Source organism: Geitlerinema sp. PCC 9228 (genome assembly GCF_001870905.1).
Lineage (GTDB): Bacteria > Cyanobacteriota > Cyanobacteriia > Cyanobacteriales > PCC-9228 > PCC-9228.
Genome location: NZ_LNDC01000133.1, coordinates 74,574 through 100,652 on the forward strand (window position 1 = coordinate 74,574; position 26,079 = coordinate 100,652).

Sequence of the window (26,079 nt, forward strand, 5' to 3'; positions counted from 1 at the left end):
GTCTAAAAATGGCTTTGCTGGCACCATACGAGAAAACATTGCGTTCGCAGCTATATTCTTAGGTGATTCGTTATGAGTTCTAATAATTTCTTCAATGCGACAACTTGCCAAATTGGTAATGAAGTCAAAAGCGGAAAGGTCTTAGCGATCGCGGCTTATACCAGCGATCGTCGGGTGTGTTTTCGAGTAGAAGGGGAAAAAGAAGGAACCTGGGTGCCAGAAACAGCGATTTTGATCGCGGAAGATAAAATTGCTGCCGAACAAGGTTCAAAAGACCCCCGCCAAGAAGGGGAAGAGGTTGCCACCCAAGAAGTAAACGCCTTACAGAAACTGGCAGGGGAGTTAAAAGGCGGTCTGGAAAACCAAGCCAGCGAATACGTACATACCATTACCCGCATCGCCAAACATACGCGGGAGTTAGCAACAGAAACTGCCAAAGAAATTGCCGAAACCTTTGAAGCGGGAGTCAACGCTGGCGACGATTTGCTCGGTCAAATTCGTCAGTGGTTGGATCGCTTTGTGGCATCGCTACGGCAAACCATTGAAAGCTACGATGAAATTTGGCAAAAACGCATTTGGTCGGCTATTAAAAATATTGACACGCCAAAAGCCCAAGAAGAAGTTGCCAATTTGAAAAACCAGTATCCCCAAGAAACGCCCCAACAAATTGCCAATCGCCTAATTCAAGAAAAAGCTTTATTTTCTACTCTAACCAGTCTGGTACCGAATTCAGAAAATCAGGATGAGTTGCTGGTCAATTGGATGGCAACTGCCCCCATGCTATCGGAATTAATTTATCAGGTGGGCGTTTGCTATGGGTTTGAAAAAATTAACGAACACGAACTGCTAGCCACATTTGCCGTCGTTCACAGTCAGGAACGCACGCAAACCCTTGGAGTTACTTTTCTACAAGAACAAAATGCCACTGGAAGCGATATTCCAGTCAACGCCAGCAACAACACCATTGCTTTCCATGCCATTGGTTATGCGGCTTCCCAGTATTTTGAAAGTAAGGTGAAGAAGTTAGCTGACCCCCTAACCACGGAGGAAGCTTACCAACAATTAAACGAAAAACTGCAAGCTCTGTTCGAGGGGGAATTTGCCCAAAAAGAGGAAATCGCCAAAACCCTCAAAGAGGCTTTGCAACTCAAAGAAAAACTGCCCTTAGAATAGACGCAGTGCTTTTGCTTGAAAAATAACAGAACGGATGGAAATTGATTTCTATCTGTTCTGTTCCTCGATCCGAACAACCTGCCTAATGCTATTGAGATGAAACCATGCGATCGCACACCTGGCTTACCATTTTACTCGTTTTTATCTTAACTGGATTTTTGAACTGGGGAATATCTGCACCACCAACACTAGCTGCCAACCCATCTGCTACCGCTTTTCAACCAGCTTGCGATATCGATTTCCAGCGTCATCAAAAAGTCAATTCGCCAACCAATTTAGAAATTACGATGACTTCCCGATGTTTGGAAGAGATTTTCAACGCCAGCCAGCTATTAAACGATGTGAAAAACCGCATCGAAGACGAAACCAACAATCGCTTGCAGATTAGCAACCTGCAATATCGATTTGAAGATACTGGTGTCGTTTTTACGGGGGATGTTGTCTTTAAGGCACCTTTGGCTGGTGCCATTGACTTGAATTTTGCGCAAGACTTAATGGTTGGTGCCAGCAACGGCAAACTATCTTTAGAAGTGGGCGAAACCGACATTACTTCTTCGCGCAACCTTCCCGAGAATTTGGTTGCCACTTTTATCAAAAGACAAGTAGAAAATCAAGTCCAACGTTGGAATGGCAAACCAATCGACGAGCTATTTATAGAAAACGGCGGGCAACAGCTAACCAGAAAAATAGGCATCAACCAAGAAGATTTGGCATTAATTTTCGAGCTGCTTCAAGATAACGTCGCCCTGAATATCGATCGAGGCAATATTACCGTCACCGTTCGTTTGCCAGAAACAACGACATTGCCATCGGAAAGACTGACAACAAACTAGCGATCGCGAGTTACTTCTGAGTTCGCCGCTATCCCATTAACATCACCGTATCGATAACGTGGATAACACCATTGTCGGCTTCAATATCGGGTTGCACGACCGTGGCATTTTTGACTTCAAAGTTTTCCCCCGCGCGAATGGGAATCGGCGACCCTTCTAAAGAAGTCAGCGATTCGATATTGGCTAAATCGGATTTGGTGTATTTTCCGGGAACCACGTGAAAGCTTAAAATTCTACCCAACTGCGGCGGTGCTTTCACAAGAGAGTCTACCGTTCCTGGTGGCAATTTGGCAAAAGCATCGTCGGTGGGGGCAAATACCGTCAGGGATTCGGCATCTTTTAAGGCATCAACCAAACCAGCCACTTGCACGGCGGTTACCAAAGTTTTGAAGGAATCCGATTGCACGGCAATGTCAACAATATTCGCCACGATTTTTTCTCCTAATTCGCAACCATCCTAATCCATACTTTAGCATGAGGGAAGAAGGTTCCGTTTTTTCGTACTAAATAGAGATAATTTATGGGAAAAATAATAAAATACTTTTCGTTGTGGTAAGATAGAGATTTGCTGGCTCCCATTTGGTAGGTAGAACGTAAAGGATCCAAAACCTTGAATATTCTCATTGTTGGTAATGGTGGTCGGGAACACGCGCTGGCGTGGACCTTGCTGCGATCGCCCCAAGTGCAGCAAGTTTGCGTTGCCCCGGGAAATGGGGGCACCGAATTGATGGAAGGCTGCGAAAATATCCCCGTGGGCGTGACAGATTTTGCCAAAATGAAAGAGGCGGTGCGCGATCGCCATATTGATTTGGTCGTAGTAGGTCCAGAAGACCCCCTAGCCGCTGGTATCGCCGATTTTTTCCAAGCCGAAGGCATTGCCGTTTTTGGTCCTACCCAAGCCGCCGCCCAAATTGAATCCAGCAAATCCTGGGCAAAACAACTCTGCAACGAAGCCGGCATTCCCACCGCTGCCGCCGCTACCTTTTCTCGCGAACATTTAGACGCTGCCTTAGACTATATCGCCAACCAAACCCCACCTATCGTTGTCAAAGCCGACGGGTTGGCGGCTGGCAAAGGCGTAGCGATCGCATCTACCGTAGCAGAAGCACAAAATACCGTCCGAGATTTCTTTGGTGGTAAATTGGGGACTGCCGGCAACCAAGTGGTCATCGAAGAATACCTGCAAGGTCAGGAAGTATCGGTTCTCGCCATCACCGACGGCAAAACCATTCGCCCCCTGCTACCGGCGCAAGACCACAAACCCATTGGCGAAGGAGATACCGGCGATAACACCGGCGGCATGGGTGCTTACGTTCCCACGCCATTTTTTTCCTCCCCGGCGTTGGATACCGTCAAAACAGAAATTTTAGAAAAAGCGATCGCGGCCATGCAAAAACGTGGCATTGATTATCGCGGCGTCTTGTATGCCGGTTTAATTGTTTCCCCCCAAGGGGATATAAAAGTTTTGGAATTCAACTGCCGTTTCGGCGACCCAGAAACCCAAGCCATCTTACCCATCCTGGAAACCCCCCTAGACTCCTTAATGCTAGCGGTTACCCAGCAAAAACTAGACCAACATCCCCCCATTCGTTGGAAAAGCAGTTCGGCAGCTTGTGTCGTTGTCGCCTCCGGTGGCTATCCCGGCAGCTACGCCAAAGGCTATCCCATCACCGGCATTGCCGAAGCCGAAGAAACCGGTGCCCTTGTCTTCCATGCCGGCACTCAGATTAAAGACCAACAATTGGTAACCAGCGGCGGTCGGGTTTTGGGAGTAACCGGTCTGGGTGACCATTTAGCGATCGCATTGGAAAATAGCTACCAAGCCCTCTCAAAAATTAACTTTACAAACTGTTACTACCGTCGAGATATTGGCTATCAAGTTCTAGAAACCCAAAATTCCCAAAACCCGTAACAACCTGTAGCCGATCTATAACGCCTTTTCCATAGACCCAAAACAAACGTGTCAAAATATAAGAAGTTAATCCCTATTGAGGAGAAATCCCTCCCCCAGGGATAAGACAAATCCCAGCAGGCTCAAGCAAACCATTGATTTACCTTGCTAACTCAGATTAAGCAAATGATGCAGCGGATTGCCCGTTGGTGGTCGGAATTTACCCTACAAACCAAGCTCATGGCGGTTGCCACCTTGGTGGTTTCTCTAGTCATGAGCGGTCTAACCTTTTGGGCGGTCAACACCATTCAACAAGACGCACGCATGAACGACACCCGCTTCGGTCGGGATTTGGGATTGCTGCTAGCCGCCAACGTTGCCCCCCTCGTCGCCGAAGACAACCGCGCCGAACTAGCTCGTTTTTCCCAAAGATTTTATCGAAGTACCTCCAGCGTACGCTATTTGCTCTACGCCGACAGCAACGGTTCCATATTTTTCGGCATCCCTTTTTGGGAATCGGAAGTGCATAACTCCCTAAGCATTCGCCGCCGCATGCAGCTTCCCGATGACTTTGGCAAAGACACCGAACTCCCCCTGGTCAGACAGCATGAAACCCCAGAAGGGCAGGTGACCGATGTATTTGTTCCCCTGCGCCACGAAGGGGAATATCTGGGGGTTTTGGCAGTAGGCACCAATCCCAATCCCACCGTTGTAGCGTCATCTTACCTCACCCGCGATGTCGCGATCGCAGTTTTTGTTTCCATCTGGGCAATGGTAATTCTAGGTGCCGTATTCAACGCCCTCACCATCACCAAACCCATCAAAGAACTCCTCGTCGGCGTCAAAAACATCGCCGCCGGCAACTTCAAACAACGCATTAACCTCCCCTTCGGCGGCGAACTGGGAGAACTCATCAACAGCTTCAACGAAATGGCCGAGAAGCTGGAACGCTACGAAGAGCAAAACATCGAAGAACTCACCGCCAGCAAAGCCAAACTAGAAACCCTCGTCTCCACCATCGCCGACGGTGCCGTCTTGCTCGATACCAACCTGCAAATTATCCTCGTCAACCCCAACGCCAGCCAAATCTTCGGCTGGGAAAGCAAAAGCGTCACCGGTCAAAACATTCTGGAACTTCTTCCAGACCCCATCAAAATGGAATTAAGCCGCCCTTTGCAGGAAATGGCTACCGGTCAAACCAGCGACGGCAACGAAGGCGTCACCCCCGTAGACCGACGTTCCGAATTTCGCGTTACCCTGGAAAAACCCCACCGACGCACCGTACGCATTTTGCTCACCAACGTTCTTGACCGACTGCGGGATTGCCCCAAAGGCATTGCCATCACCCTACAAGATATCACCCGCGAAGCCGAACTCAACGAAGCCAAAAGTCAATTTATCAGCAACGTTTCCCACGAACTGCGCACGCCCTTATTTAATATAAAATCCTTTATCGAAACCCTAAACGAATACGGTGAAGAACTCAACCCGCAAGAACGGCGAGAATTTCTCGAAACAGCCAACCGGGAAACCGACCGCCTCACCCGCTTGGTTAACGATGTTTTGGATTTAAGCCGTCTCGAATCCAAACACAACTACAACTTATCCGCCGTTGACATTGCCCAACCCATCGAACAAACCCTGCGCACCCACCAACTCAACGCCAAAGACCGCCAAATCGAAATTTCCCAGGAAATCGAACCCAACTTACCCCCAGTTCTCGGTCATTACGACCTGCTGCTGCAAGTCTTTTCCAATCTGGTCGGCAACTCCCTCAAATTCACCGAAGCCGACGGCAAAATTGTCATCCGCGCCTATCTCGTCAGCGGAGAAGACGCCGGCATTGCCGATACTTCCCACCTACCCCCCGATAAATTACCGAAATTCGTGCGCGTAGAAGTATCCGACACCGGCATCGGCATAGACAAAGAAGACCAAGACAGCATCTTTTCCCGCTTTTTCCGGGTAGAAAACCGCATTCACACCCTAGAAGGCACTGGCTTAGGTCTGTCTATCGTCCGCAATATTATCGACAAACACCACAGCAAAGTTCACCTCATCAGCGAAGTCGGCGTAGGCAGCACGTTTTGGTTCGACCTACCCGTCTACGAAGAAAAAAGCAACGAGGAATCTCACTTGCAAAGCGGCAATTCCCAGCAGCAGGAAGTGGGGGTAGGGGAAGCCGAGATATCTTGAAGATGAGATGATGGGAAGCGTGGGTGCACCGGGTGCGTGGGAGATATAATTGGTGGTTTTCTCCGATACCCCGATGCCCGGAAGCTCCCATGCCCCCCTATTCTTACATCAGACGCGGCATTTTACCGTACTTGTTCCATTTATAATACCGTTCCCAGGCTAGTTTTGCCCAGTGCGCCCACATGCCTCTGGGGGCATATCCTTTATCTTCGTCGCGATAGACAAATACGCCATCATCGCCTAAATCCATCACGCACAGTAAGTTAATTTCTTCGCGGAAACTGGCAGTTGGCTCTTTTCCAGCTTCCTGCAAAGCAATATTTTCGGCAGCGGTTCTAGCCATCACCTCAGCCAAATGCCCTTGTTTGGCACGCCAAGTTGGTCCTTCAAAGAAGGAACTATCGCCAATGGCGTAGCAATTGTCAAATCCTTGCGCCAAGCCGCCATTGTTCACCGGCACAAATCCGGCATCTGTGAGCGGCAAATCGGAATTCGCCAGTACGGGATTGCCGCTTAAACCAGGAATATAAGCGATTAAATCGGCTTCCACGTAGGAATCGTCTTCAAAAATAATGGAATTTTCGGTGAATTCTTTGAATTTCTTGCCCGTGCGAGTTTCGATATTGCGCTCTTTGAACAATCCGCCCAGTTTGGTCAAGCCTTTCTCTCCCAGTCGTTTCCCTGGGGTGGGGGAAGGGCTGAAGAAAATTAGTTTAAAGTTGTCGCGCAATCCTTTTTCCCGCAAGTAATGGTCCATGTTGAAGGCTACTTCAAACATAGGACCGCCGCGCACGGCGGTGGAATCTTTGGGATTGCCGCTGAAACCGCAGGCAATGGTACCGTGACCTCGTTCTACCAGTTCTAGGAATTTCTCTTGAATGCGCATCCCTTCTTCGGGACCGCTGCATACGGAATATGTATTTTCTACTCCTTTTGGCTTGACTTTGGTAGCGCCTAAGGCTACGATGAGGTAGTCGTACTGATGCTCTTGTTGGTCGGTGACGACGCGCTGTTGTTGTGCCCGAATGTCCTTCACTTCTTCATGAAGGAAGTTAAATCCGTGAATCTCAGCCAGTTGCGGCAAGGGAATGGACAAGTCTTCCACAGTGCGTTTGCCGATGGCTAGCCAAATGGAAGCCGGGTAAATATACAAAAAATCCCGATTGGAGATTAAATCGACTTGGTAGTCGTTTTTGAATTTTTTCTTCAAGTCGATGGCTGCTTCCACGCCACCGAGTCCACCGCCTAAAACTAATATTTTCTTGGTCATAGGTTTCCCCTAAAAATCTTCTGCTTAGCCAATTAGCGAAAACAGCACCAGCGAAGGCGAAGCGTCATGATTTCGGCGCTAGTATACTCGATGTCAACCGCCGATGCTTTTTATATCTTATTAATTATATAACATTATAGTTGATTAAACGTCAATCTGGGGGGAATTTTGTTGGTAGGGAATCGGGAAACCTGGGGGGGGAGGCAGATTCGGCTTTTGGCGGTTTTGGCTGGGAGAAGCTTTGGTGGCGCTAGGTGGGATGGTTGCTACCAAAGAAAATATCGCTATGAAATAATGAAGCATTGAACAATAAAGTATGCATATCGAACATAAATGGAATTTGCTTTTGAGCTTGAAAAATTCTGTAGGGGCGCAACGCGTGAGCCCCCCTACAAAATCGCATTGTATACAAACCAAATAAAAATGCTATAGCGATCGCACGGTTTATCTATTCTGTACAATAGCCTTAATTTTGGCCTTAGCTTGTTCCAGTTCTTCTGAGCTGGGTGTGGTTTGCTGCCAACTGTCTCGTTCTTGCAAGCGATCGCACCACTGTTGTATTGTGGGATAATCATCCAGAGGCATCCCCAATACAGGTAAATTGGGAATTGCCGTTCCCGCCACAATATCCGCCAGGGTCAGTTGTTGTCCCATTAAATAGGGACCATTCTTTATCAACAAATCGCTCAAAAAGCGCAATACCGTATCAATTTGCTTTTTCGATTTATCCAACTGTTGCGGTTCCACCGGAATATCGATGCTCTGACGTAACAGAGCAATGGTAGCTGGTTGGAACTCGTTAATCATTATCAACTCCACCATGCGTACCGTCGCCATATTTTGCGCATCCGTTGGCAACAAAGGCAGATCGGGGTATTTCGCCTCCAGATAATCTAAAATAGCTAAAGATTCAAAAACCCGAAATCCATTATCAACAATCACCGGAATATGGTGAAACGGATTGAGTTTCAAAAAATCTTCTTGGAACTGGTCGCCATCCAGATTCATTAAAACCGATTCAAATTCCAACTGCTTTTCCAGCAGAGCAACCCAAACCCGGCGGGCATTGTTGGAAACGCGCGTATAGTAAAACTGCAACATAAGCCAACCTAGAAAAAGCGATCGCTATTTAGCTGCTACCAGTGTAAACTTTCAGGGCAAATCTTCTCGAACATTTTTGGGAAGACAGAGAAGATGGGGAAAATCTATAGTAATTGATTCTCCCATGCTCGGTATACTACCCATCATCCGCCAAAAATCGCTTGCTGAAACGTCGCTGTAACGTAGAAGCCAGAATATAGAAAACAGGCACAACATACAAACTACCAAAAGTAGAAACAAACATACCGCCAATCACCGCCATACCAATAGAAATACGGCTAGCAGCACCAGCACCAGTAGCCAACGCTAGAGGCAACAAACCAAAAATCGTCGAAAAAGCCGTCATCATAATGGGTCGAAAGCGAATCCTGCCCGCTTCCATCGCCGCTTCCGGAATAGATAGCCCGTGATGGCGGCGTAACTGATTGGCAAACTCCACCATCAAAATAGAATTTTTCGTAGACAAACCAATCAACATCACCAAACCAATCTGACTGTATACATTCAACGGCAATCCGCGCAACAACAAAGCACCTATAGCACCCAACAAAGATAAAGGCACTGCCAGCAAAACCACCAACGGATCCAGATAGCTTTCAAACTGCGCCGCCAACACCAGGAAAATAAACGCCAACGCCAGGGCAAAAATAAACAGAATCGCTTCCCCTGCCTCCTTAAACTCCAAAGACTCGCCAGCCAAAGACGTACGCATATCGTCGGGAATCACTTCTTGGGCTGCCGCCTCCAAAGAACCCAATGCCTCGCCCAAACTGCTGTTGGGAGCCGGACTACCACTAATAGTTGCGGAACGAAAGCGGTTAAAATGATTAATCTGCGGTGGTGTGGTCGTAGTTTTCATATCCACCACATTGCCCATAGGCACCAATCCCCCATTTTGGGAGCGAATATAAAGCTCTTCAATAATATTGGGATCTTTGCGCAAAGAATCCTCCGCTTGTACCACCACTTCATACAAACGATTGCCCCGGCTGAAATTGGTAATTTCCTGACTGCCCAGCAAAATTTGCATAGTGCGGGAAATATCCTGTACGGAAATCCCCAAATCGGCAGCACGTTTGCGGTCAATTTGAATGGTAATTTCCGGTTTGTTCAGTTTTAAATCCGTATCCACGTTAACCAATGTCTGCGACTGTCGAGCGCGATTGGCTAGTTCTCCCGACACATCAGCTAAATTCTGCAAATCCGTTCCTTGCAAAACATACTGCACCGGTTGGCTAAAACCAGACCCTGGCAGGGAAGGCGGAGAAAATGGAAACACCAACGCATCGGTAATTTGCGCAAATTTCCCGTACAGTTGACCGATGAGGGCTTCTTGCGACTGACCGGGTTCGGTACGTTCCGACCAAGGTTTCAATTTGGCAAAGGCAAACCCTTCGTTAACCTGACCCGGGGCACCACGACCCAGGGCACCAACGCTGAAGTAGCTTTCCACTTCCGGAACTTCGCTGTATACCTGCTCCACCTGTTCCATCACCTGGGAAGTATAGTCAATGGTCACCCCTTCCGGTGCGGTAATAGCGGTAAAAATAGCCCCACGGTCTTCTTGGGGGAGAAATTCGCCGGGAATGCGGGTAAACAGAAAGGCAGTGGCGGCTAGGGAAACGAAGAATCCACCAATAATCAAACCTTTGACGGGCATAAATTTGCGCAAGCTGCTTTGGTAGAAGTTTTGCAGTTGGTTCAACATGGCTTCTACCCAGTCAAACAAACGCCCGTGCAGTTGCGACCCGTGTTTGAGAACCCTGGCGGATAAACTGGGGGCTAAGGTGAGAGCCACAAAGGAGGAAATCACCACCGAACCGGCTAGGGTGAGGGCAAATTGGGTAAACAAGCGCCCGGTGTTACCGGTGGCAAAGCTAACGGGTACGAAAACGGCAATTAAGACGATGGTGGTGGCAATGACGGCAAAGACCACTTCGGCAATGCCTGCCATAGCTGCTTGATAGGGTTTTAAATCTTTTTCCTCGACGTAGCGGACAATATTTTCCAAAACCACAATGGTATCGTCTACCACCAACCCGGTTGCTAGCGTCAGAGCAAATAGAGTGAGGGTGTTGATGGAGTAGTCGAGGAAAAACATGATGCCAAAGGCACCGATGAGGGAGACGGGGATGGTGACGGCGGGAATGATGGTGGCGCGCCAGTCGCGCAGGAAGAAGAAAATAACGAGAACCACCAAGAACACGGCTAAGTAAATAGCTCCCCAAACTTCGTCGATAGCCATTTCTACGAATTCGGAGCGGTTGAAGGCGACTTGAAAGTTCATGCCTTCGGGAAAGTCTTGGGCTAGCTCTGCCATCCGTTCTTGCGCGGCTTTGGCTACGGCGATGGTGTTGGCATCGGAGAGTTTGACAATGCCCAATCCCAGGGCGGTTTCCCCGTTAAACCGAACGAAGGAACGATAGTCTTCCGCGCCAACTTCGGCTCGACCTACGTCTTTGAGGCGAATTTGGGTGCCGTCGTCTCGTTTTTTGATAACTAAGTTTTCATATTCGCTGGGTTCTGACATGCGCCCGAGAACCCGCACGGAGTATTCGGTTTGGTCGGCTTCGATGCGCCCGCCGGGAATTTCTACGTTGTCCTGTCGTAGGGCGTTTTCGATGTCAAGGACGGTGAGATCGCGCGATGCTAATTTGGGGGGGTCGATCCACAGACGCATGGCGTAGCGCCTTTCCCCGCCAACAAAGACGGTGCTGACGCCGGGAACGTTTTCTAGGGCGTCGATGACGAATTTATCGGCGTAGTTGCTTAGTTCTAAGGCGCTAAATCGATCTCCGTAAAGGGCAAACCAAAGAATGGGTGAGGCGTCGGCGGAACGTTTTTCGACAACGGGGGATTCAGCTTGGTCGGGGAGTTCGCCGAGAACTTGGGAAACCCGCGTGCGCACGTCTTGGGCGGCTTGGTCTAGGTCGCGGTTGAGTTGGAATTCAACGGTGATGCTGCTGACGCTTTGGCGGCTGGTGGAGGAGAGGGTTTTGAGTCCTTCTACGCCGTTGATTTCGTCTTCTAGGATTTCGGTGACTTCGGTTTCGACGACGTTGGAGTTGGCACCGGGATAGATGGTGTTAACGTTGACGACGGGGGGGTCGATGCTGGGAAATTCTTGAACGGGCAAGCGGGTGTAGCCGACAAAGCCAACAAGAATGATGAGGAGGGAGCAGACGGAAGCAAAGACCGGTCGCTTGATGAAGAAGTGAGCAAACATAGTGGCATTCAGGATGTTTTATAGTTGCACGAATCAAGAAATCGGTGGTTACTGAGAGGATGGTTGTTGGTCTTTTGGTTTTGCTCCTAGGGGCATTAGGGGCGCGCCGTCGCCGATTTTTTGGGTACCGGAGACGACGATGCGATCGCCGCTTTGCAGACCTTGGACTACTTCCGCGCGATCGCCTAAAGTTAGCCCTAACTGGACGGGTTGTTTTTTCGCTGTGAGGGTTTCTCCTTCTTGAGCCACATAAATAAAGGTTTTGTCGCCGCTAAATATCACAGCATTGGTGGGAACTACAAATGTATTTTCCCGTTTCTCCCATATGACTTCCCCGCGCACAAACTGACCATCTCGCAGGTTGCCTTTGGTGTTTTCAAAGGCTGCTTTCACCAGAATGGTTTGGGAGTCGGTGTTCACTTGCGGAGAAATAAAGCGAATTTTGCCAGTTTTTAATAGCTGGTTGTCGCTATCGTACAACCGTACGGGCAATCCCAACTGCAATTGGTCGGAACGTTCGGCGGGAATGGACATGCGCAAAAACAGGAGTTGGTTTTGAATGAGGTTGGTAAATTCATCCCCTTGTTGCAAATAATCGCCTACATCCACGGGAATATCGCCCACTTCTCCCGCAAAAGAGGCTTTGATAATTGTATCTTGTAGCTGTACTTCCCGCGCTTGCACCTGTGCCCGGGCGTCGGCAACCTCTGCTTCCAATCGGGCGATTTCTTCGGCGCGGGTGCCGTTTTCCAGCTCCCGCAGTTCTTCCCGTTGTTCCGCCACTTGGGCAGCCAGTTCGTCTACGTCGGCGTTTTGACCTTTCTGAATTTCTTGCAAGTTACGCCTGGCTTCTTCTAAGTTGGCTTGCGCTTGTCGGAATTCCCGAACAAACTCATCCAAGGTATCTTTTGATACCGCTCCTTCGGATTCTAACTGCCGATACCGCTCGACCCGGGCTTTCGCTAATTCGGCTTGGGCTTGGGCGGATTCAACCCGGGCTTGGGCTTGGGCGATTTCTTCCGGTTGGGCACCGGCTTTGGCGTTTTCCAAACGAGCTTCTGCCTGTTCTAAGCGCGCTCGGGCTTGGGCAATTTCTTCGACCCGGGGTCCGGCTTGGGCTTCGGCAAGTTGTGCTTTCGTGCGCAATAAATTTGCTTTGGCTTGGCGCAAGTCGGCTTGGACTTCTCGGCTATCCAACCGGGCGAGGGACTGACCTGACCTCACGCGATCGCCTTCTTCTACATAAATTTCCACGATGCGCCCATTGGTTTCCGCACGCACGGCAACGGATTGCTGGGCTTCCAAGGTGCCCACAAACTCGGAGGTTTCTTCCAAGCTGGAAGGTTCTACGGTTTCCAGTTTGACGGGGGTTCCTCGGGGCTTGCCACCCGATTGTTCGCTGGCGGCAGTTGCTGGTGTTTGTTGGCGCGCTTGCCATGTATAAATACCCAAACCCGCTCCCGTGACCAAGATGGCAGCCCCAGCTACAAAAATCCATTTGGGAACCCGTTTGCCAAAGGTTGATGGTTTGGAGGTTTCGGCTGTAGTGCCGGTATTTGCGGCCTCTGTAGACGTGTTTGCTGGGGAAACCTCCGCTTCTAGATTGTTATCTGTTTGGTTGTTGGTGTTGGAAAAGTTCATGGTAGGATATCTTTCCCCGATAAGGTTAGGAGAGCAAGCTGAATAAAGGGCAATCGAGTGTGGGCGTTTGGGTTTTAAATATATAATTTAACTGTTGGGTTGCTTTTCGGCATATTCTCGGGTTAGCTGCTGGCTCAACCACTCAATTTCATGGTTGAGGGTTTCTAAATGTCGCTGTACGATCGCTTGCTTGTAAGGGTCGTTGGGCACTTGTGGTATGTATTCTTTTTCGACCTCTTGTTGGCGCAGCTTACAAACCATCAAACGATGTTCCATCAGGTCGATACGCGCTTGCGGTTCTAGGTCGCTAAAAAAAAAGAATTTAATGGCAAAACGCGATCGCGCATTTACCCAACTTTCTTGCGGGTGTTCCATCATTTTTTCCCGCCAGCGCACTCTTCCCTGTTCGGTGATTTGGTAGACTTTTTTGCCGCCTCTACCTTCACCATCATTCGATTCCACGGCCACAATCGACCCCTGCTGCTGCAACCGTCGCAATAACGGATAAATGGCTCCGTAGTTGACGCTAATGCTGCAGTCCATAAACATTTCCAGTTTTTGTTTGAGCTTGTAGCCGTGCAGGGGTTCCCGTTGCAGCAACCCGAGTGCCGATAGTTCCAACATATATCAGTTTGATATATCCGTGTTTATTGTAACCCATATTTACACGATAGACAACTTTTTAAATTTTTGTAAAGTTTTTCCGAAATCCTTTGACTCTCCATGGTGCTGGAAAGTTTACGATCGAACTTCTACGCAAACAGCCCATGGATATCTGTTTTGAGATACCAAACTCTTTTTCCAGCGATCGCGGCTCTCAGTATAATTGCCCAACCAGCAGCCGCCCACGCACCGGAATTTCACCAACCAAACCAGCAGAATCAAACCTCCAGTTCCCCATCCCCTAAAAATACCTGTACGCCAACTCAGGGCAACCCCGCTTGTGGTAGCGATCCAAAAACCCCAGATACCCCCCAAAATCAATCGCCAGAGCCATCAACGAACGCTCAACCCACATCCAACCAACAGATAGCGAAATCACCAACAGCCGGTTGGGGAGAAGTCATTCTCGCCGCCATTGTCGGCACGCCCGGGTTGCTTTACTGGGTTAAATATTTTCTATATTAACTTATTTATATTTAATTACTATTAAAAAAAACAAACATTGTCATAATATACTATAAAAATCAGTCAAAACCAGCGAAAAAGCCATGAATCGTCGTCAATTTCTAGCCCTTAGCACCTCAGCCACCGCCGCTGTATTTCTCGGTCGCTGTGCCTTACCCAAATCAGACGCTATTTCCCAACAACAGCAAAACCATCCCAGTCAAGATGGACTGTTAGACCTAGACCTTACCGCCAGCTACAACAAAGTCTCTTTAGGCAACCAACCTGCCTATTTGTTGAACTACAACCAACAAGTTCCCGGTCCTCTCCTAGAAGCCAAACCAGGAGATACGGTTCGGATTCGCTTTACCAATCGCCTTTCGGAATCCACCAATTTGCACTACCACGGCTTGCACGTTTCGCCGACAGGCAACGCCGATAATATATTTATAGACGTTCCCTCTCAAGAAACATTTACCTACGAATTTCAAATTCCATCCAACCATCCCGCCGGTTTGTTTTGGTACCACCCCCACTACCACGGTTTGGTAGCTTCTCAGGTCGCTGGTGGTTTGGCAGGATTGTTGGTCGTACGGGGAGAATTGGATGAACTTCCAGTTGTCAAAGCTGCCCGCGAAGAATTTTTGGTTTTGCAGGATTTTTCTCTGGGAAATAATAACCGTTTGGTTGCCCCCAATCATATGTCACAGATGTTGGGCAGGGAAGGCAATGTTATAACTGGCAACGGTCGTACCAACCCACAACTGATGATTCCTCAAGGGGGATGGTTGCGCCTGCGATTGCTCAATGCTTCGCCATCACGTTTTTATCGCCTGGCGTTGCCAGAACATCCTTTCTACGTCATTGCCACCGATGGCGGGGCGGTGACAGAACCTATAGAAATGTCAGAACTGCTGCTGTCGCCGGGAGAACGAATTGATGTTTTAATTTCCGGGAATCGCCAACCTGGAGAATATCGCCTGCTCAATCTACCCTATGACCGAGGAACCATGGGCATGATGGGTGGTAGAGGCATGATGGGGCGCGGGCACCACCAAAGAAGGAAACAGGAATCCGCCCAATCGATTGCTACCGTTACCTACAGCCGCGAATCGTACCAGAACCAATCGCCGCCAAAGCTACCCGAGAAATTAATACCGGTAGAATCTTTGCCAGAAGCGAGCAACGTACGTCGTTTTACCCTCAACCACGGCATGGAACCAGGGATGGGCATGGCGTTTTTAATTAACGGTCGGGCTTTCAGCGGATCGCGCATTGATACCCAAGTAGCGTTAAATTCGGTGGAAGATTGGGAAATTCGCAATATTGGGGGGATGGACCATCCTTTTCACCTGCATACCAATCCTTTTCAAATTATTTCTCGCCGGGGGGCATCTGGAGATTTAGGAATTTTGCCCGTACAAAGCGATCGCTACTGGAAAGATGTGGTATTGGTCAGAAGTGGGGAAACCGTGCGTATTCGCACCCGTTTTCAAGATTTTGCCGGCAAAACCGTCTATCACTGCCATATTTTAGACCATGAAGATTTGGGCATGATGGGAACTATCCGCATGCAGGCGTAAATAACTATTTATTCATAAAAAACCCATTTTCCTCTTTAATTGCTTCAACCTATCAAGGTACTATGCTCTCTTGGTGCCATCACCGAATCTGTAGAAATCCTACGCTCAATGTCTCCATATTTAGGCATCATCTAGGAACTGTCTCTATTCACACTACAGCGATCGAAAAACCACTATGCTAAATTCACGCGAATTCATGGCTGTGGGCATTAGTGCCTTGATGCTACTCAATCTGGGCTCCTCTCGTGCCGCCGCTACTCCCAAAGACCTCTCTGCCCCTGACACCAATACCGAAACCTCCAACCCCAACCTGGCGCAAGCTACCGGCGAAGACAATAGCGAAAACCAAAACAATACCATGCCCGCAAGCAGCGGCGAACCAATGCCAGTGCCCGGTCCGGAACCACCGGAACCCACCATAGAAGCGCCGTCACCTGCACCAGAAACCCCTAGTAACCTGGAGTCGCTCTATCCCAATGCCAATCCCCTGCAATTTCCCACCCAACCCGAGGAAGTGGAGGTACAGGAAGTCCGGGAACTCACCCTCCAACAAGCACGCCGGTTAGCCCTGCGCAACAATCGCGACTTGCAGCAGGCTAGATTGCAGCTAGAACAAAGCAAGTTTCGTTTGCGAGAAGCCCTAGCAGCTTGGTTGCCCAACCTCGACCTCAATACCAGCATCAGCCGCCAGGACTCAGCAGCTACGGAACTGCAAAACGAAGTCACCTCTGGTGCCTTTCAGCAGCAAGACATCACAACCAGCACCTGGAATGCCGCCATTCAGCTTTCCTACGATGTTTATACTGGGGGGCGGCGTACCGGGCAAATTCGTGCCAGTCGCAAGCAGTTGCGCCGGCAAGAGCTGGAAGTAGAACGACAAGTAGAAGATATCCTGCTGGAGGTCACCAACGCTTACTACGATGTCCAGCAAGCCGAAGAAAACGTACGGATTGCCGAACAAGCCGTCAAAAACGCCAGACAGAGTTTGCGCGATGCCGAAGCTTTGGAAGAGGCTGGATTGGGAACTCGGTTTGAAGTGCTGCAAAGTGAGGTCAATTTATCCAACGAAGTACAAAACTTAACCCAAGCCAGAAGTGACCTGCGCAGTTCCCAGCGAGAACTTTCCCGATTGCTCAGCGTGCCGCAGTCGGTGACGGTTACGGCTGTGGATGATGTAGATATTGCTGGTTTGTGGAATTATTCTCTAGAAAAAAGCATTGTTTTGGCGTTGAAAAACCGAGCCGAATTGGAACAGCAGTTGTTGCAGCGGGAAATTAGCGAAGCACAAAGACAGGTAGCTCTTTCCAACGTTCGCCCGCAGGTCAGCATTTCTGCCGATTACAACCTTTTGGATGAATTTGACGACGGTACGGGGATTGCTGATGGGAATACCGTACAAGCCACCATCCAATGGCGTCTCTACGATGGCGGAGCGGCGGTTGCTAGAGCCAGACAGGAGGAAAAGAACCGCGAAATCGCCGAAAATCGGTTTGCGAACCTGCGCCAGCAAATTCGCACTCAGGTAGAGCAAGCCTTTTTCGATTTGCAAGCCAACCTGCAAAATATTGAAACGGCGAGAAAAGGGGTAGAACAAGCGCGAGAAGCCCTACGCCTAGCACGGTTGCGCTTTCAAGCTGGTGTAGGAACCAATACGGATGTTCTCGATGCCGAAACCGAGCTGACGCGCTCGGAGGGGAATTTGGTGCGAGCCATTTTGGGGTACAATCGAGCTTTGGCTCAATTGCAGCGATCGCTATCCAATTTAGACCAACAAGCTATTAGCGTTCCCGACGCTGAGGAATAATTTGCTAGCCTAGAACTAGTATGAAAATCCGTTAAATATTGTCGGGTTTTGGGCAGATTTCCGCTTCCACTACGGAAATGCTAGCCAACCCGACCTCCTCCACGGTCAGCGCTTTTGGGAGAGCTGCCGGATTTTTCACTTGTCAAAGAAAAATAAGGACCAAAGGAAGCAACCATGCCGAACATCAACTTTAGCAAAGAAAATAAAGAAGTTGTGGCCTCCGAAGGTGCCAATTTGCGTATAAAAGCCATGGAAAATGGTATCGATATCTACAAAGTTTGGGGCAAAATGATGAACTGCGGTGGTTACGGCCAGTGCGGGACCTGTATTGTGGAAGTTGAAGAAGGCATGGAAAATCTTTCCGAGCGCACGGAAGCCGAAAAACGGAAGTTAAAAAACAAGCCCGATAGCTATCGCCTCTCTTGCCAAACTTTGGTATACGGTCCTGTTAAGATTAAAACCAAACCGTAGCATGAAGGTTCAAAGTGGCTGGAGGGCAAGGCGCTTCATGGGTATAGCGGTCTGCTAAGAAAGGACTGCTGTATTTTTTTGAGAATTTATTCCTACGCCAGATGGAAGGCGATCGCTACCAAACCATGATATTCTATAGATGACCTGATTTTGTGCAGTTAAGAGGCTGGGTGTCATGGAAGTTAACGATCTCGGTTTTGTAGCCAGCGTTCTCTTTGTACTCGTGCCAACCGTGTTTTTGTTAATCCTATACATTCAAACTGCTAGTCGTGGCGAAGGCTAAAACAATATCAAAATTGTTTCTCTGCCCGGCTATGTTTGAATAATTGGTTTAGCATTTACTGGCTGGTTTTTTGATAGAAAAAACTTAAAAAGGCGCTGGGAGGTTCTCTACAGCGCCTTTTATATTTGTATGTTCGATTTGGGCAGGAACTACTGCCCTGGGGTTCTGGTTAGCAACACTGGACATTCAGCCTTGACTCGGACGTAATCCGATACGGAATTACCCAGCAATCGGTCCAAATCGGGCAATCCTTTCGCAACAGAAGGTCGGCGGTCAGGAGACCCTAGCAGCAATAAATCGGCGTTGGCATTGGAGGCGGCTTTACAAATTTCTTCACCCGCATTGCCACTCGTTAGTTGGCAATGGTACTTAATTCCATATTTTTTCGCCTCAGCAGCGGCTGCCGCAAGCGCCGATTCCTGTTCGGGATGGCTAACGTTTTCAGGAGAATTCACCCGGATGAAATCCAACTGACATCCTTGCAGGTCTCGGGCAAGGAAAATCGCCATTTCTAGGGCATCTTTTGAGGCGGCAGAACTGTCCACAGCCACTACCAACCGCTTCAGGCGTTTGACGTATACGTCGTCTTTCACCAGCAACATGGGCAGCGACGATAACTGGAACACATATTGGCTGACGGAATTTTCCAAAATGGCTTGCAGCCTGCCCAACGCCCGAGAACCCATAATAATTAAATCGGCGTTTTCTTCTTCCGCTACTTCCAAAACCACGGTTTTGGGGTCGCCTTGTTTGAGGCGGGGATTGACGCGGTTGGGGTCAATTTTTAATGACTGTACGGCTTGGGCTAGATATTTTCCCCCTTGTTCGAGCTTTTCTGCCATGTCATCGGCACTCGTTTCGTTGGGAACTACGTGCAAAACAGTTACGGAAACATTTTGTAGGGAGGGGACTTCCATCAACATGTTAAACATTTCTTCGCAGAGTCCCCGTCCGGCAACGGCTACTAAAATTTTTTCTATCATAAAACCACCAGTACAAAAAGATTACGAGAAATAAGTGGGTTGGCTTTGCCTGTAAATAGATTTGGGAGTTTTTCGATCGTGCCACCATTTAGGATACTGTGAAGGTTAAAAACTTCAAAGGAATATTACGATATACGATCGCACGGGCAGGTGGTCGCGGCCAGTGGTGGCTGGTGGAGTTTTCTGGCAAACCCAACCAGCAAAAGCGCGATCGCGTTTCCCCAGTCAGGAAAATTCGTAGTAAAATTTTGTAAATAGATGTCCTTTTTTTAGGGAAATTGGCTATGAGCGAAGACAAACTAGCTCATTTTCCACCGGTGCAACAACGCGAACCCAAACACAACGAGCGCAATTCTCCTAGCTGGTTTGAATACCCAGTCAAAGCCCATCCCCACCATACGGACTATGCCGGGGTAGTTTGGCATGGTGCTTATATTGCTTGGATGGAAGAAGCGAGGGTGGAATATCTCAGTGCCATTGGCATTGAATATACCGATTTGGTGAATTCGGGATGCAATTTGCCGGTGGTGGATTTATCGGTACGTTACCACAAACCCATGTACATGGGCATGACAGCGGTGGTCAAAAGCCGCATGCAATCGATGGAAGGGGTGAAGCTGGTTTGGGAATACGAAATTGCCGATCCTCAAAGTCACGAAGTATTTGTTACTGGTCAGGTGACGTTGGTGCCAGTAGATGCGGAGAAAGGCAAGATTCTGCGTCGTTTGCCGCCGGTGTTGAAAAATGCGATCGCGAAATTATAGGGAAACCAAGATAGCATATGAGCAAGGTAGCGATCGCGGGTGCTGGTTGGGCAGGATTGGGGGCTGCCTACCACCTCGCCAAACAAGGTTATGATGTGACCCTTTTAGAAGCCGGTGCCTATCCCGGCGGTCTGGTGGCTGGTTGGAAAACCGCCCAAGGAAAACCCGTAGAAGCAGGAATTCACGGATTTTGGTATCCCTACGCCAATATTTTTTCTCTGGTACGAGAGTTGGGGTTGCAGCCGTTTACCCCTTGGACCAGGTCGGCACAATATTCTCCCGCCGGTCTGGAGGTGGAATCCCCCATTTTCCAGGATTTGCCTTGGCTGCCCACGCCGTTGGGAACTTTTGTTTACACCCAATTTCGTCGCCTGCCGTTAAGCGATCGCCTTTCTGCTTTACCGTTATTGCAGGCTATCTTAGATTTTGACAATTCCCACGAAGCTTGGCAACGCTACGATTTGGTAAGCGCCCGGGAACTGTTTAAACAGTACGGCGTCACCCATCGCCTGTACAAAGAAGCCTTTGAACCCATGTTGCTGGTGGGATTGTTTGCCCCGGGAGAACAGTGTTCTGCTGCCGCTACCCTGGGCATGCTGTATTATTTTATCCTGGCGCACCAACCCAATTTTGATGTGGTTTGGTGTCGCGGCACGGTGGGAGAACAAATTTTTCGCCCCTGGCTGCAGCAAATGGAAGCTTTGGGCGTCACCGTACGCACCAACTGCCCGGTTCGCGATGTACAAATGAACGAATACGGTCAAGCCACCGGTGTGATTTGCGGCGATGGTGAGGTAATTTCTGCCAATGCAGTTATTTTTTCTGTAGGCGTTACTGGGATGCAAAAAATTGTGGCTGGCAGCGAGAATTTGCGGAAATATGGCGATTTTTGCCAGTTGCGCAATTTATCCGCTCTTGATGTTCTGGCTACGCGGTTGTGGTTCGACCGCAAAATTTCCATTCCCAGAGCTTCCAACGCTGCTTTTGGCTTTGACAACACCACTGGTTGGACGTTTTTCGATCTAAATGCTTTGCACGATGAGTTCCGCGAGGCACCAGGTACGGTAGTGGAAGCGGATTTTTATCACGCCAATCAGTTTTTGCCCATGACCGATGAAGATATTATTCAGCGCGTGCAGCAATATTTAGCGACCTGCATACCCGAGTTTACCGAAGCTGAGATTGTAGATAGCAGCGTCATTCGCCTGCCCAATGCAGTGACCCACTTTTTTCCCGGAAGCTATCAGTTCATGATGCCGGCAACGACAAGCATTCCCAATGTTTTTCTGAGTGGGGATTGGATTGTCAGCCGCCACGGTTCTTGGTCCCAGGAAAAGGCTTACGTTACAGGATTGGAAGCCGCTAATTGGGTGATAGACCGCTTGCAGAAGGGAGAAAAAGCCAAAATTCTTCCTGTAGAAGCCGACGAACCCCATGTTTGGTTGGGGCGATCGCTTACTCGAATGGCACAAAGTTGGGGCAATTGGTTGGGAGAAAATTCTTGGTTTTCTTAGAAAAGATTATACTAAATCCGAGGTGTATAAATCACATTTGAGATAGAGGAGTGGGAGGAGGGGGAGGAGTGGGAGGAGGGGGAGGAGGGGAAGGAGGGAAAAACCACAAGAAGTTTTAGCCTTAGCCTGGAGGATTTATCGGGTCTTTGCCGTACAGATTTTATATAAATTTAAAAACTCAAAAAAACTGACACAAACAAAAATACGATCTTCGATATTTTCTCCCATGCTCCCATGCTCCCACGCTCCCATGCTTTTCACTCATACTGACTCAACGGCGCACAAAACTCTTCAATGCCGGTTTTATAAATATAAAGCAAGACAGGAATAATTAATTTCTCCGGACAAAGGCGTTTTTCGTATAAAGTAGCGATCGCATTGGTAAAATTTTCTGCCAATAAATCTTCCTTCACCCCTTCCAAACAAATTGCCGGGCGAAATCGCTTGGCATAACTAGGCAACCAGCCGCCGGAAATATCCGGTTCTTGCCCTTCCTGCAAAGCAATGCTGATGGCAGCGTCTTCCAAATCCCCCTCGCAATCTTCAATAGTTTGCAAAGCATCCAGATTCGCAGGAGATTCTGCCAACTGCTGGCGTAGCTGTTCGATTTCTTCCAGGGAAATTACAACCGTAGAAACCATAATTTTTGCTTTTTAAGGACTTGTCTTGCTTTTCTAGGGCAACGTTAAACCCGTAGCTTCCAAAAGCTCCCTGGCATAGCAGCTACGAGTTTAACATTTACCATCTTTCTTTGCTGCCCGGCTACGTTAAAAGAACCAGCCGTAGGAATGGAGTCCTTTCCCTAACAAATTGACACCAAGATAGCAAATCCATACCACAACCAAGCCAGCAGAAGCAAGAATCGCAGGTTTTCTACCTTGCCATCCCCGAGTAATGCGAGCGTGTAAGTAAGCAGCAAACACCAGCCAAACAATCAACGCCCAAGTTTCTTTGGGGTCCCAACTCCAGTAAGTTCCCCAAGCTTCATTTGCCCAAACCGCACCAGCAATAATGCCAATGGTGAGCAAAGGAAAGCCCAATCCAATAATGCGATAGCTGAGGTTATCTAAGGTTTCCGCTAGGTTCAAGCGATGGGGAGACAAAGAGAGGGTGTTACCTTCCGTGGTAACGGTGGTAGCGGTGGTGCGTTCTAAAACCGCCGTACTGCCAGTTGGGTTGTTGCTGGAGCTGCCGTTGTTGGTATAGCTGTTGCCGTTGCTAGCAAAAGCATTGGCAGACATAGAGGGCATTTGGTTGGCGGATGTATCTTTGCGGTAGTTACGGAAAGAGCCGTTGCCCACGGAACTGCCGTGCAGTTCCACATTTTTGCCGCGGGTAACGATCAAAAATGCGATCGCGAGCAAAGAACCTACCATCAAGGTAGCGTAACTCAGCATCATGACGCTCACATGCATCATCAGCCAGTTGGATTTGAGGGCGGGAACCAAGGGAGCAGAAGTTTGCATGCGTTGCGGCAGTTGTAGGGCGGCAAAAGCGGTAATTCCCATAGCTACCGGTGACGTAAAAACGCCCACCAAACGGCTGCGACTCATGGATTCTGCCAGCAAATGGACCCCTGTCAGTCCCCAACAAAGGAAAAACAGAGATTCGTATAAATTGCTTATGGGAAAATAACCGGCTTCTATCCAGCGAGAGACCAACAAAGCTGTCACGGTGAGGTTGGCAATGGCCATGCCAGTGGTACCCATGGTTTGAAGGTAGGGAAGGCGGGAAAAAGATGCTCCCACCCAGTAAACCAACATAGTAACAAACAAAACCGCAAACGAAATATTATCCAGCCAGTTCTGGAGTGCAACCAGATCCATTGAGCGTTCTCCTCTGATGTGCAACGGATATTTTGATATCGAGTGCTAATTATCTTAGCCTTTTCGATCCTATCGATTCTTGGACCTTGCTGCTAAGAAAATTGGGATTGGAAGCACGAACGTACATCTTCCAATCCCAAGGTCATGGCTTGTCAAAAGCCGTTAGTTAGAATGAACATCGATCGCAGCTTACGAAATGCCGGCACAGAATTCCACCAATCGGTCCATTTGAGCTGGTGTATTCAGTTCGGTGGTACAAATTAACAGGTCGTTGTCCATGCCGTCGTACCAGTTTGAGAGGGCAACACCGGGATAAATTCCCATTTGTGTGGCTCGCTGTACCATTTCTTGGGCTGGAACTGGACAGCGCAGCACAAATTCGTGGAAAAACGGCCCGGTGTAGGGGAGTTTGTATCCCGGCAGTTGCGACAGGCGAGAAGCCAGCTGGTGAGCGTGGTTCAAGCTGGTGTTAGCCATTTGCCGCATACCGTGGGGACCAACCAATCCCATATAAATTGCCGCCGCTGTTGCCATCAGCGATTGGTTGGTACAGATGTTGCTGGTGGCTTTAGCGCGGCGAATGTGTTGTTCGCGGGTTTGCAGGGTGAGGGTATACACCGTTTGCCCGCGGTTGTCGGTGGTCAAACTGACCAAACGCCCTGGGATTTGGCGTACGTGCTCTTGGCGAGCTGCTAAAATACCCAAATGCGGACCACCAAAGGCGGGTGGGGTTCCCAAGCATTGGGCTTCGCCAGCGACGATGTCGGCACCTTGTTCGCCGGGGGTTTTGAGAACGGTCATGGTGGTGGGATCGGTAACCACCACAATCAGCAATGCGCCGGCGTCGTGGACGGTTTTGGCGATCGCTTCTACTTCTTCGACATTTCCCCAGAAATTCGGCGATTGAATTACGACCGCTGCACAGTCGTCGCCAATTTGTTCTTGCAGGGAATCTTGGTCGATTTGACCGGATAAATCAGCGTTGAGGGTACCGAGGTTAATATCCAAACCTGCCAGATAGGTATCCAGAAGTTCTTTGTATTCTGGATGCAAGGTTCCAGCTACCAGCAGCTGCGATCGCTTTTTCTGCAAGCGCAAAGCCATTAAAACGGCCTCTGCTGCCGCACTGGCACCGTCGTACAAAGACGCATTGGCAACCGGCATCCCGGTTAACCTGGCAATACCAGTTTGGAATTCAAAAACTGTTTGCAAGGTTCCTTGGGAAACCTCGGGTTGGTAAGGTGTGTAACTGGTAGTGAATTCACCGCGACCTGCGATCGCCCACACAGCCGCCGGTACGTAATGGCGGTAGCAACCAGCACCTAAAAATGCTGACGCTTGGTCTAGGTGGCGATTTTGGTCCGCCAGTTCTTGGATGCGCTGGCGAACTTCGAGTTCGGTTTTCCCTCGATCGAGTTTGTACTCAACGTTACGCAGGGACTTGGGAATGGTACGCAGCAACTGCTCGATATTCTCCAAGCCCAGTTCTGCCAGCATTTCCTGGCGCGTTGAGTCGGTATGTGGACTGTATCTTCCCACAGATAATTTCTCCAGTAGCAACCACTATCTATTTTGCAAGATTTTTCTCCCACAGTCAGGGAGACGCCCGCAGATGCCCATCACAACGATGATTTGTCGTTGCCATGATGGGCATAAATTTTTGCTTGGGTCTACCGTTACCGGTTATTGTCCTTCCACTTTTTGACGGTAATCATCCGCGGAAAGAGCATCGTCTAGTTCGCTAGAATCGTTGACCCGTACTTTGAGCAACCATCCTTCGCCATAAGGGTCTTCAGCAACTTTTTCTGGTGCGTCAACCACGGCGTCGTTGCGTTCGAGCACTTCCCCAGAAAGGGGAGCGTACATATCTTCGACGGCTTTCACCGATTCTACCGAACCGAAACTAGACCCTTTCTCTACTTTATCGCCTACTTCCGGAAGTTCCAAAAATACAATATCTCCTAGCTGATCCACGGCGAACGCACTAATGCCGATGGTGGCGGTGTCGCCTTCCAAGCGAGCGTATTCGTGGGAATCTAGGTATTTCAGATCGTTGGGATATTCTAGAGCCATTTTGCGTATTTCCTATACGACAAAAAACAACATGCAGCAGCCAGCTATGGTACTTTGACCAGGTTTGACCGGTAGAAAGACCACAGGGCAGACGCAGTCTATTTTAGGGGTTTGGGTTATCGCGAGACAAAATTTCTCGGCCAAGGGGAAGGATTTGGGAGTTGAGCGTCGGGCATTGAGGGTCGCCACAGGAGGGAGAAGAGGGAAAATTATGAGGGTTTTTTTCGGCAAAAGCGATCGCGAAGGGAAAAATCTTTTTTTACGGCGTGAATCGGGAGCTTGAAAGCCCTGACCTTTTAAAGCAGGGATGAAAAGCGACCCGTGCGGCTTTAGCCGCCGT

23 protein-coding genes are annotated in these 26,079 nt (G+C 49.1%); 12 read left to right on the forward strand and 11 right to left on the reverse strand.

What is annotated here, in order from left to right:
• Nucleotides 1–72 precede the first annotated feature (72 nt).
• Complete coding sequence (locus AS151_RS14470) at nucleotides 73–1,173, forward strand: hypothetical protein (protein WP_071517768.1); 1,101 nt, start codon at nucleotides 73–75, stop codon at nucleotides 1,171–1,173.
• A gap of 104 nt (nucleotides 1,174–1,277) precedes the next feature.
• The gene (locus AS151_RS14475) at nucleotides 1,278–2,006 is read left to right on the forward strand and encodes a hypothetical protein (RefSeq protein ID WP_071517769.1); all 729 of its coding nucleotides are present in this window, start codon (nucleotides 1,278–1,280) and stop codon (nucleotides 2,004–2,006) included.
• Between the two features lie 28 nt (nucleotides 2,007–2,034).
• Here the strand turns inward: AS151_RS14475 and AS151_RS14480 are convergent, their stop codons facing one another.
• Complete coding sequence (locus AS151_RS14480; RefSeq protein WP_071517770.1) at nucleotides 2,035–2,436, reverse strand: fasciclin domain-containing protein; 402 nt, start codon at nucleotides 2,434–2,436, stop codon at nucleotides 2,035–2,037.
• Between the two features lie 180 nt (nucleotides 2,437–2,616).
• On the opposite strand from AS151_RS14480, the gene purD reads away from it, so the two are divergent.
• Together purD and AS151_RS14490 are read left to right on the forward strand one after the other, a co-directional pair.
• Nucleotides 2,617–3,918 (forward strand): phosphoribosylamine--glycine ligase, encoded by a 1,302-nt coding sequence (purD, locus tag AS151_RS14485; protein WP_071517771.1) that lies wholly within the window; start codon nucleotides 2,617–2,619, stop codon nucleotides 3,916–3,918.
• A gap of 165 nt (nucleotides 3,919–4,083) precedes the next feature.
• Nucleotides 4,084–6,093 (forward strand): ATP-binding protein, encoded by a 2,010-nt coding sequence (locus AS151_RS14490; RefSeq protein WP_343327434.1) that lies wholly within the window; start codon nucleotides 4,084–4,086, stop codon nucleotides 6,091–6,093.
• A gap of 103 nt (nucleotides 6,094–6,196) precedes the next feature.
• Here AS151_RS14490 and AS151_RS14495 read toward each other — a convergent pair whose 3' ends face one another.
• The 5 genes from AS151_RS14495 to AS151_RS14515 all read right to left on the reverse strand — a co-directional run bounded on the left by AS151_RS14495 (nucleotide 6,197) and on the right by AS151_RS14515 (nucleotide 13,955).
• Nucleotides 6,197–7,363, reverse strand: a complete 1,167-nt coding sequence (locus AS151_RS14495; RefSeq protein ID WP_071517773.1) for an FAD-dependent oxidoreductase — start codon at nucleotides 7,361–7,363, stop codon at nucleotides 6,197–6,199.
• A 444-nt stretch (nucleotides 7,364–7,807) separates the two neighbouring features.
• Nucleotides 7,808–8,464 (reverse strand): glutathione S-transferase family protein, encoded by a 657-nt coding sequence (locus AS151_RS14500; RefSeq protein ID WP_071517774.1) that lies wholly within the window; start codon nucleotides 8,462–8,464, stop codon nucleotides 7,808–7,810.
• Between the two features lie 136 nt (nucleotides 8,465–8,600).
• Nucleotides 8,601–11,690, reverse strand: coding sequence for an efflux RND transporter permease subunit (locus AS151_RS14505; RefSeq protein ID WP_071517775.1), 3,090 nt, complete (start codon nucleotides 11,688–11,690; stop codon nucleotides 8,601–8,603).
• A gap of 48 nt (nucleotides 11,691–11,738) precedes the next feature.
• A complete protein-coding gene (locus AS151_RS14510; protein WP_084639611.1) occupies nucleotides 11,739–13,331 on the reverse strand; it encodes an efflux RND transporter periplasmic adaptor subunit in 1,593 nt (530 codons plus the stop codon).
• 87 nt (nucleotides 13,332–13,418) lie between these two features.
• A complete protein-coding gene (locus AS151_RS14515) occupies nucleotides 13,419–13,955 on the reverse strand; it encodes a PadR family transcriptional regulator (RefSeq protein ID WP_071517776.1) in 537 nt (178 codons plus the stop codon).
• A gap of 156 nt (nucleotides 13,956–14,111) precedes the next feature.
• Here AS151_RS14515 and AS151_RS14520 point away from each other — a divergent pair, with 156 nt between their 5' ends.
• From AS151_RS14520 to psbM, 5 genes are all read left to right on the forward strand, one after another.
• Complete coding sequence (locus tag AS151_RS14520; RefSeq protein WP_071517777.1) at nucleotides 14,112–14,459, forward strand: hypothetical protein; 348 nt, start codon at nucleotides 14,112–14,114, stop codon at nucleotides 14,457–14,459.
• An 83-nt stretch (nucleotides 14,460–14,542) separates the two neighbouring features.
• A complete protein-coding gene (locus AS151_RS14525) occupies nucleotides 14,543–16,021 on the forward strand; it encodes a multicopper oxidase family protein (RefSeq protein ID WP_071517778.1) in 1,479 nt (492 codons plus the stop codon).
• A gap of 175 nt (nucleotides 16,022–16,196) precedes the next feature.
• Nucleotides 16,197–17,825 carry a TolC family protein gene (locus AS151_RS14530; RefSeq protein WP_071517779.1) on the forward strand — a complete coding sequence of 543 codons (1,629 nt, stop codon included), beginning with the start codon at nucleotides 16,197–16,199 and terminating at the stop codon, nucleotides 17,823–17,825.
• A gap of 174 nt (nucleotides 17,826–17,999) precedes the next feature.
• The gene (locus AS151_RS14535; RefSeq protein WP_071517780.1) at nucleotides 18,000–18,296 is read left to right on the forward strand and encodes a 2Fe-2S iron-sulfur cluster-binding protein; all 297 of its coding nucleotides are present in this window, start codon (nucleotides 18,000–18,002) and stop codon (nucleotides 18,294–18,296) included.
• A gap of 175 nt (nucleotides 18,297–18,471) precedes the next feature.
• Complete coding sequence (psbM, locus tag AS151_RS20885; protein ID WP_084639612.1) at nucleotides 18,472–18,579, forward strand: photosystem II reaction center protein PsbM; 108 nt, start codon at nucleotides 18,472–18,474, stop codon at nucleotides 18,577–18,579.
• A 149-nt stretch (nucleotides 18,580–18,728) separates the two neighbouring features.
• On the opposite strand, the gene AS151_RS14540 is transcribed toward psbM, so the two are convergent.
• The gene (locus AS151_RS14540) at nucleotides 18,729–19,562 is read right to left on the reverse strand and encodes a universal stress protein (protein ID WP_071517781.1); all 834 of its coding nucleotides are present in this window, start codon (nucleotides 19,560–19,562) and stop codon (nucleotides 18,729–18,731) included.
• Between the two features lie 98 nt (nucleotides 19,563–19,660).
• Between AS151_RS14540 and AS151_RS22205 the strand changes: the two genes are divergently transcribed.
• Genes AS151_RS22205 through AS151_RS14550 form a run of 3 tightly spaced genes read left to right on the forward strand, consistent with a single transcriptional unit; the run spans nucleotide 19,661 to nucleotide 21,840 of the window.
• The gene (locus tag AS151_RS22205; protein ID WP_170861409.1) at nucleotides 19,661–19,816 is read left to right on the forward strand and encodes a hypothetical protein; all 156 of its coding nucleotides are present in this window, start codon (nucleotides 19,661–19,663) and stop codon (nucleotides 19,814–19,816) included.
• Between the two features lie 30 nt (nucleotides 19,817–19,846).
• Entirely contained in the window at nucleotides 19,847–20,326 is a 480-nt protein-coding gene (locus AS151_RS14545; RefSeq protein WP_071517782.1) for a thioesterase family protein, read from the forward strand.
• Between the two features lie 17 nt (nucleotides 20,327–20,343).
• The gene (locus AS151_RS14550) at nucleotides 20,344–21,840 is read left to right on the forward strand and encodes an FAD-dependent oxidoreductase (protein ID WP_071517783.1); all 1,497 of its coding nucleotides are present in this window, start codon (nucleotides 20,344–20,346) and stop codon (nucleotides 21,838–21,840) included.
• Nucleotides 21,841–22,097: 257 nt separating this feature from the next.
• Here AS151_RS14550 and AS151_RS14555 read toward each other — a convergent pair whose 3' ends face one another.
• The 4 genes from AS151_RS14555 to gcvH all read right to left on the reverse strand — a co-directional run bounded on the left by AS151_RS14555 (nucleotide 22,098) and on the right by gcvH (nucleotide 25,739).
• Nucleotides 22,098–22,481, reverse strand: coding sequence for a hypothetical protein (locus AS151_RS14555; protein WP_071517784.1), 384 nt, complete (start codon nucleotides 22,479–22,481; stop codon nucleotides 22,098–22,100).
• 126 nt (nucleotides 22,482–22,607) lie between these two features.
• Complete coding sequence (gene ccsB / locus AS151_RS14560) at nucleotides 22,608–23,666, reverse strand: c-type cytochrome biogenesis protein CcsB (protein ID WP_071517785.1); 1,059 nt, start codon at nucleotides 23,664–23,666, stop codon at nucleotides 22,608–22,610.
• A gap of 189 nt (nucleotides 23,667–23,855) precedes the next feature.
• Nucleotides 23,856–25,205 (reverse strand): aminomethyl-transferring glycine dehydrogenase subunit GcvPA, encoded by a 1,350-nt coding sequence (gene gcvPA, locus AS151_RS14565; protein ID WP_139240670.1) that lies wholly within the window; start codon nucleotides 25,203–25,205, stop codon nucleotides 23,856–23,858.
• Nucleotides 25,206–25,349: 144 nt separating this feature from the next.
• On the reverse strand, nucleotides 25,350–25,739 hold the full coding sequence (gene gcvH, locus AS151_RS14570) for a glycine cleavage system protein GcvH (RefSeq protein ID WP_071517787.1): 390 nt from the start codon (nucleotides 25,737–25,739) through the stop codon (nucleotides 25,350–25,352).
• Nucleotides 25,740–26,079 lie beyond the last annotated feature (340 nt).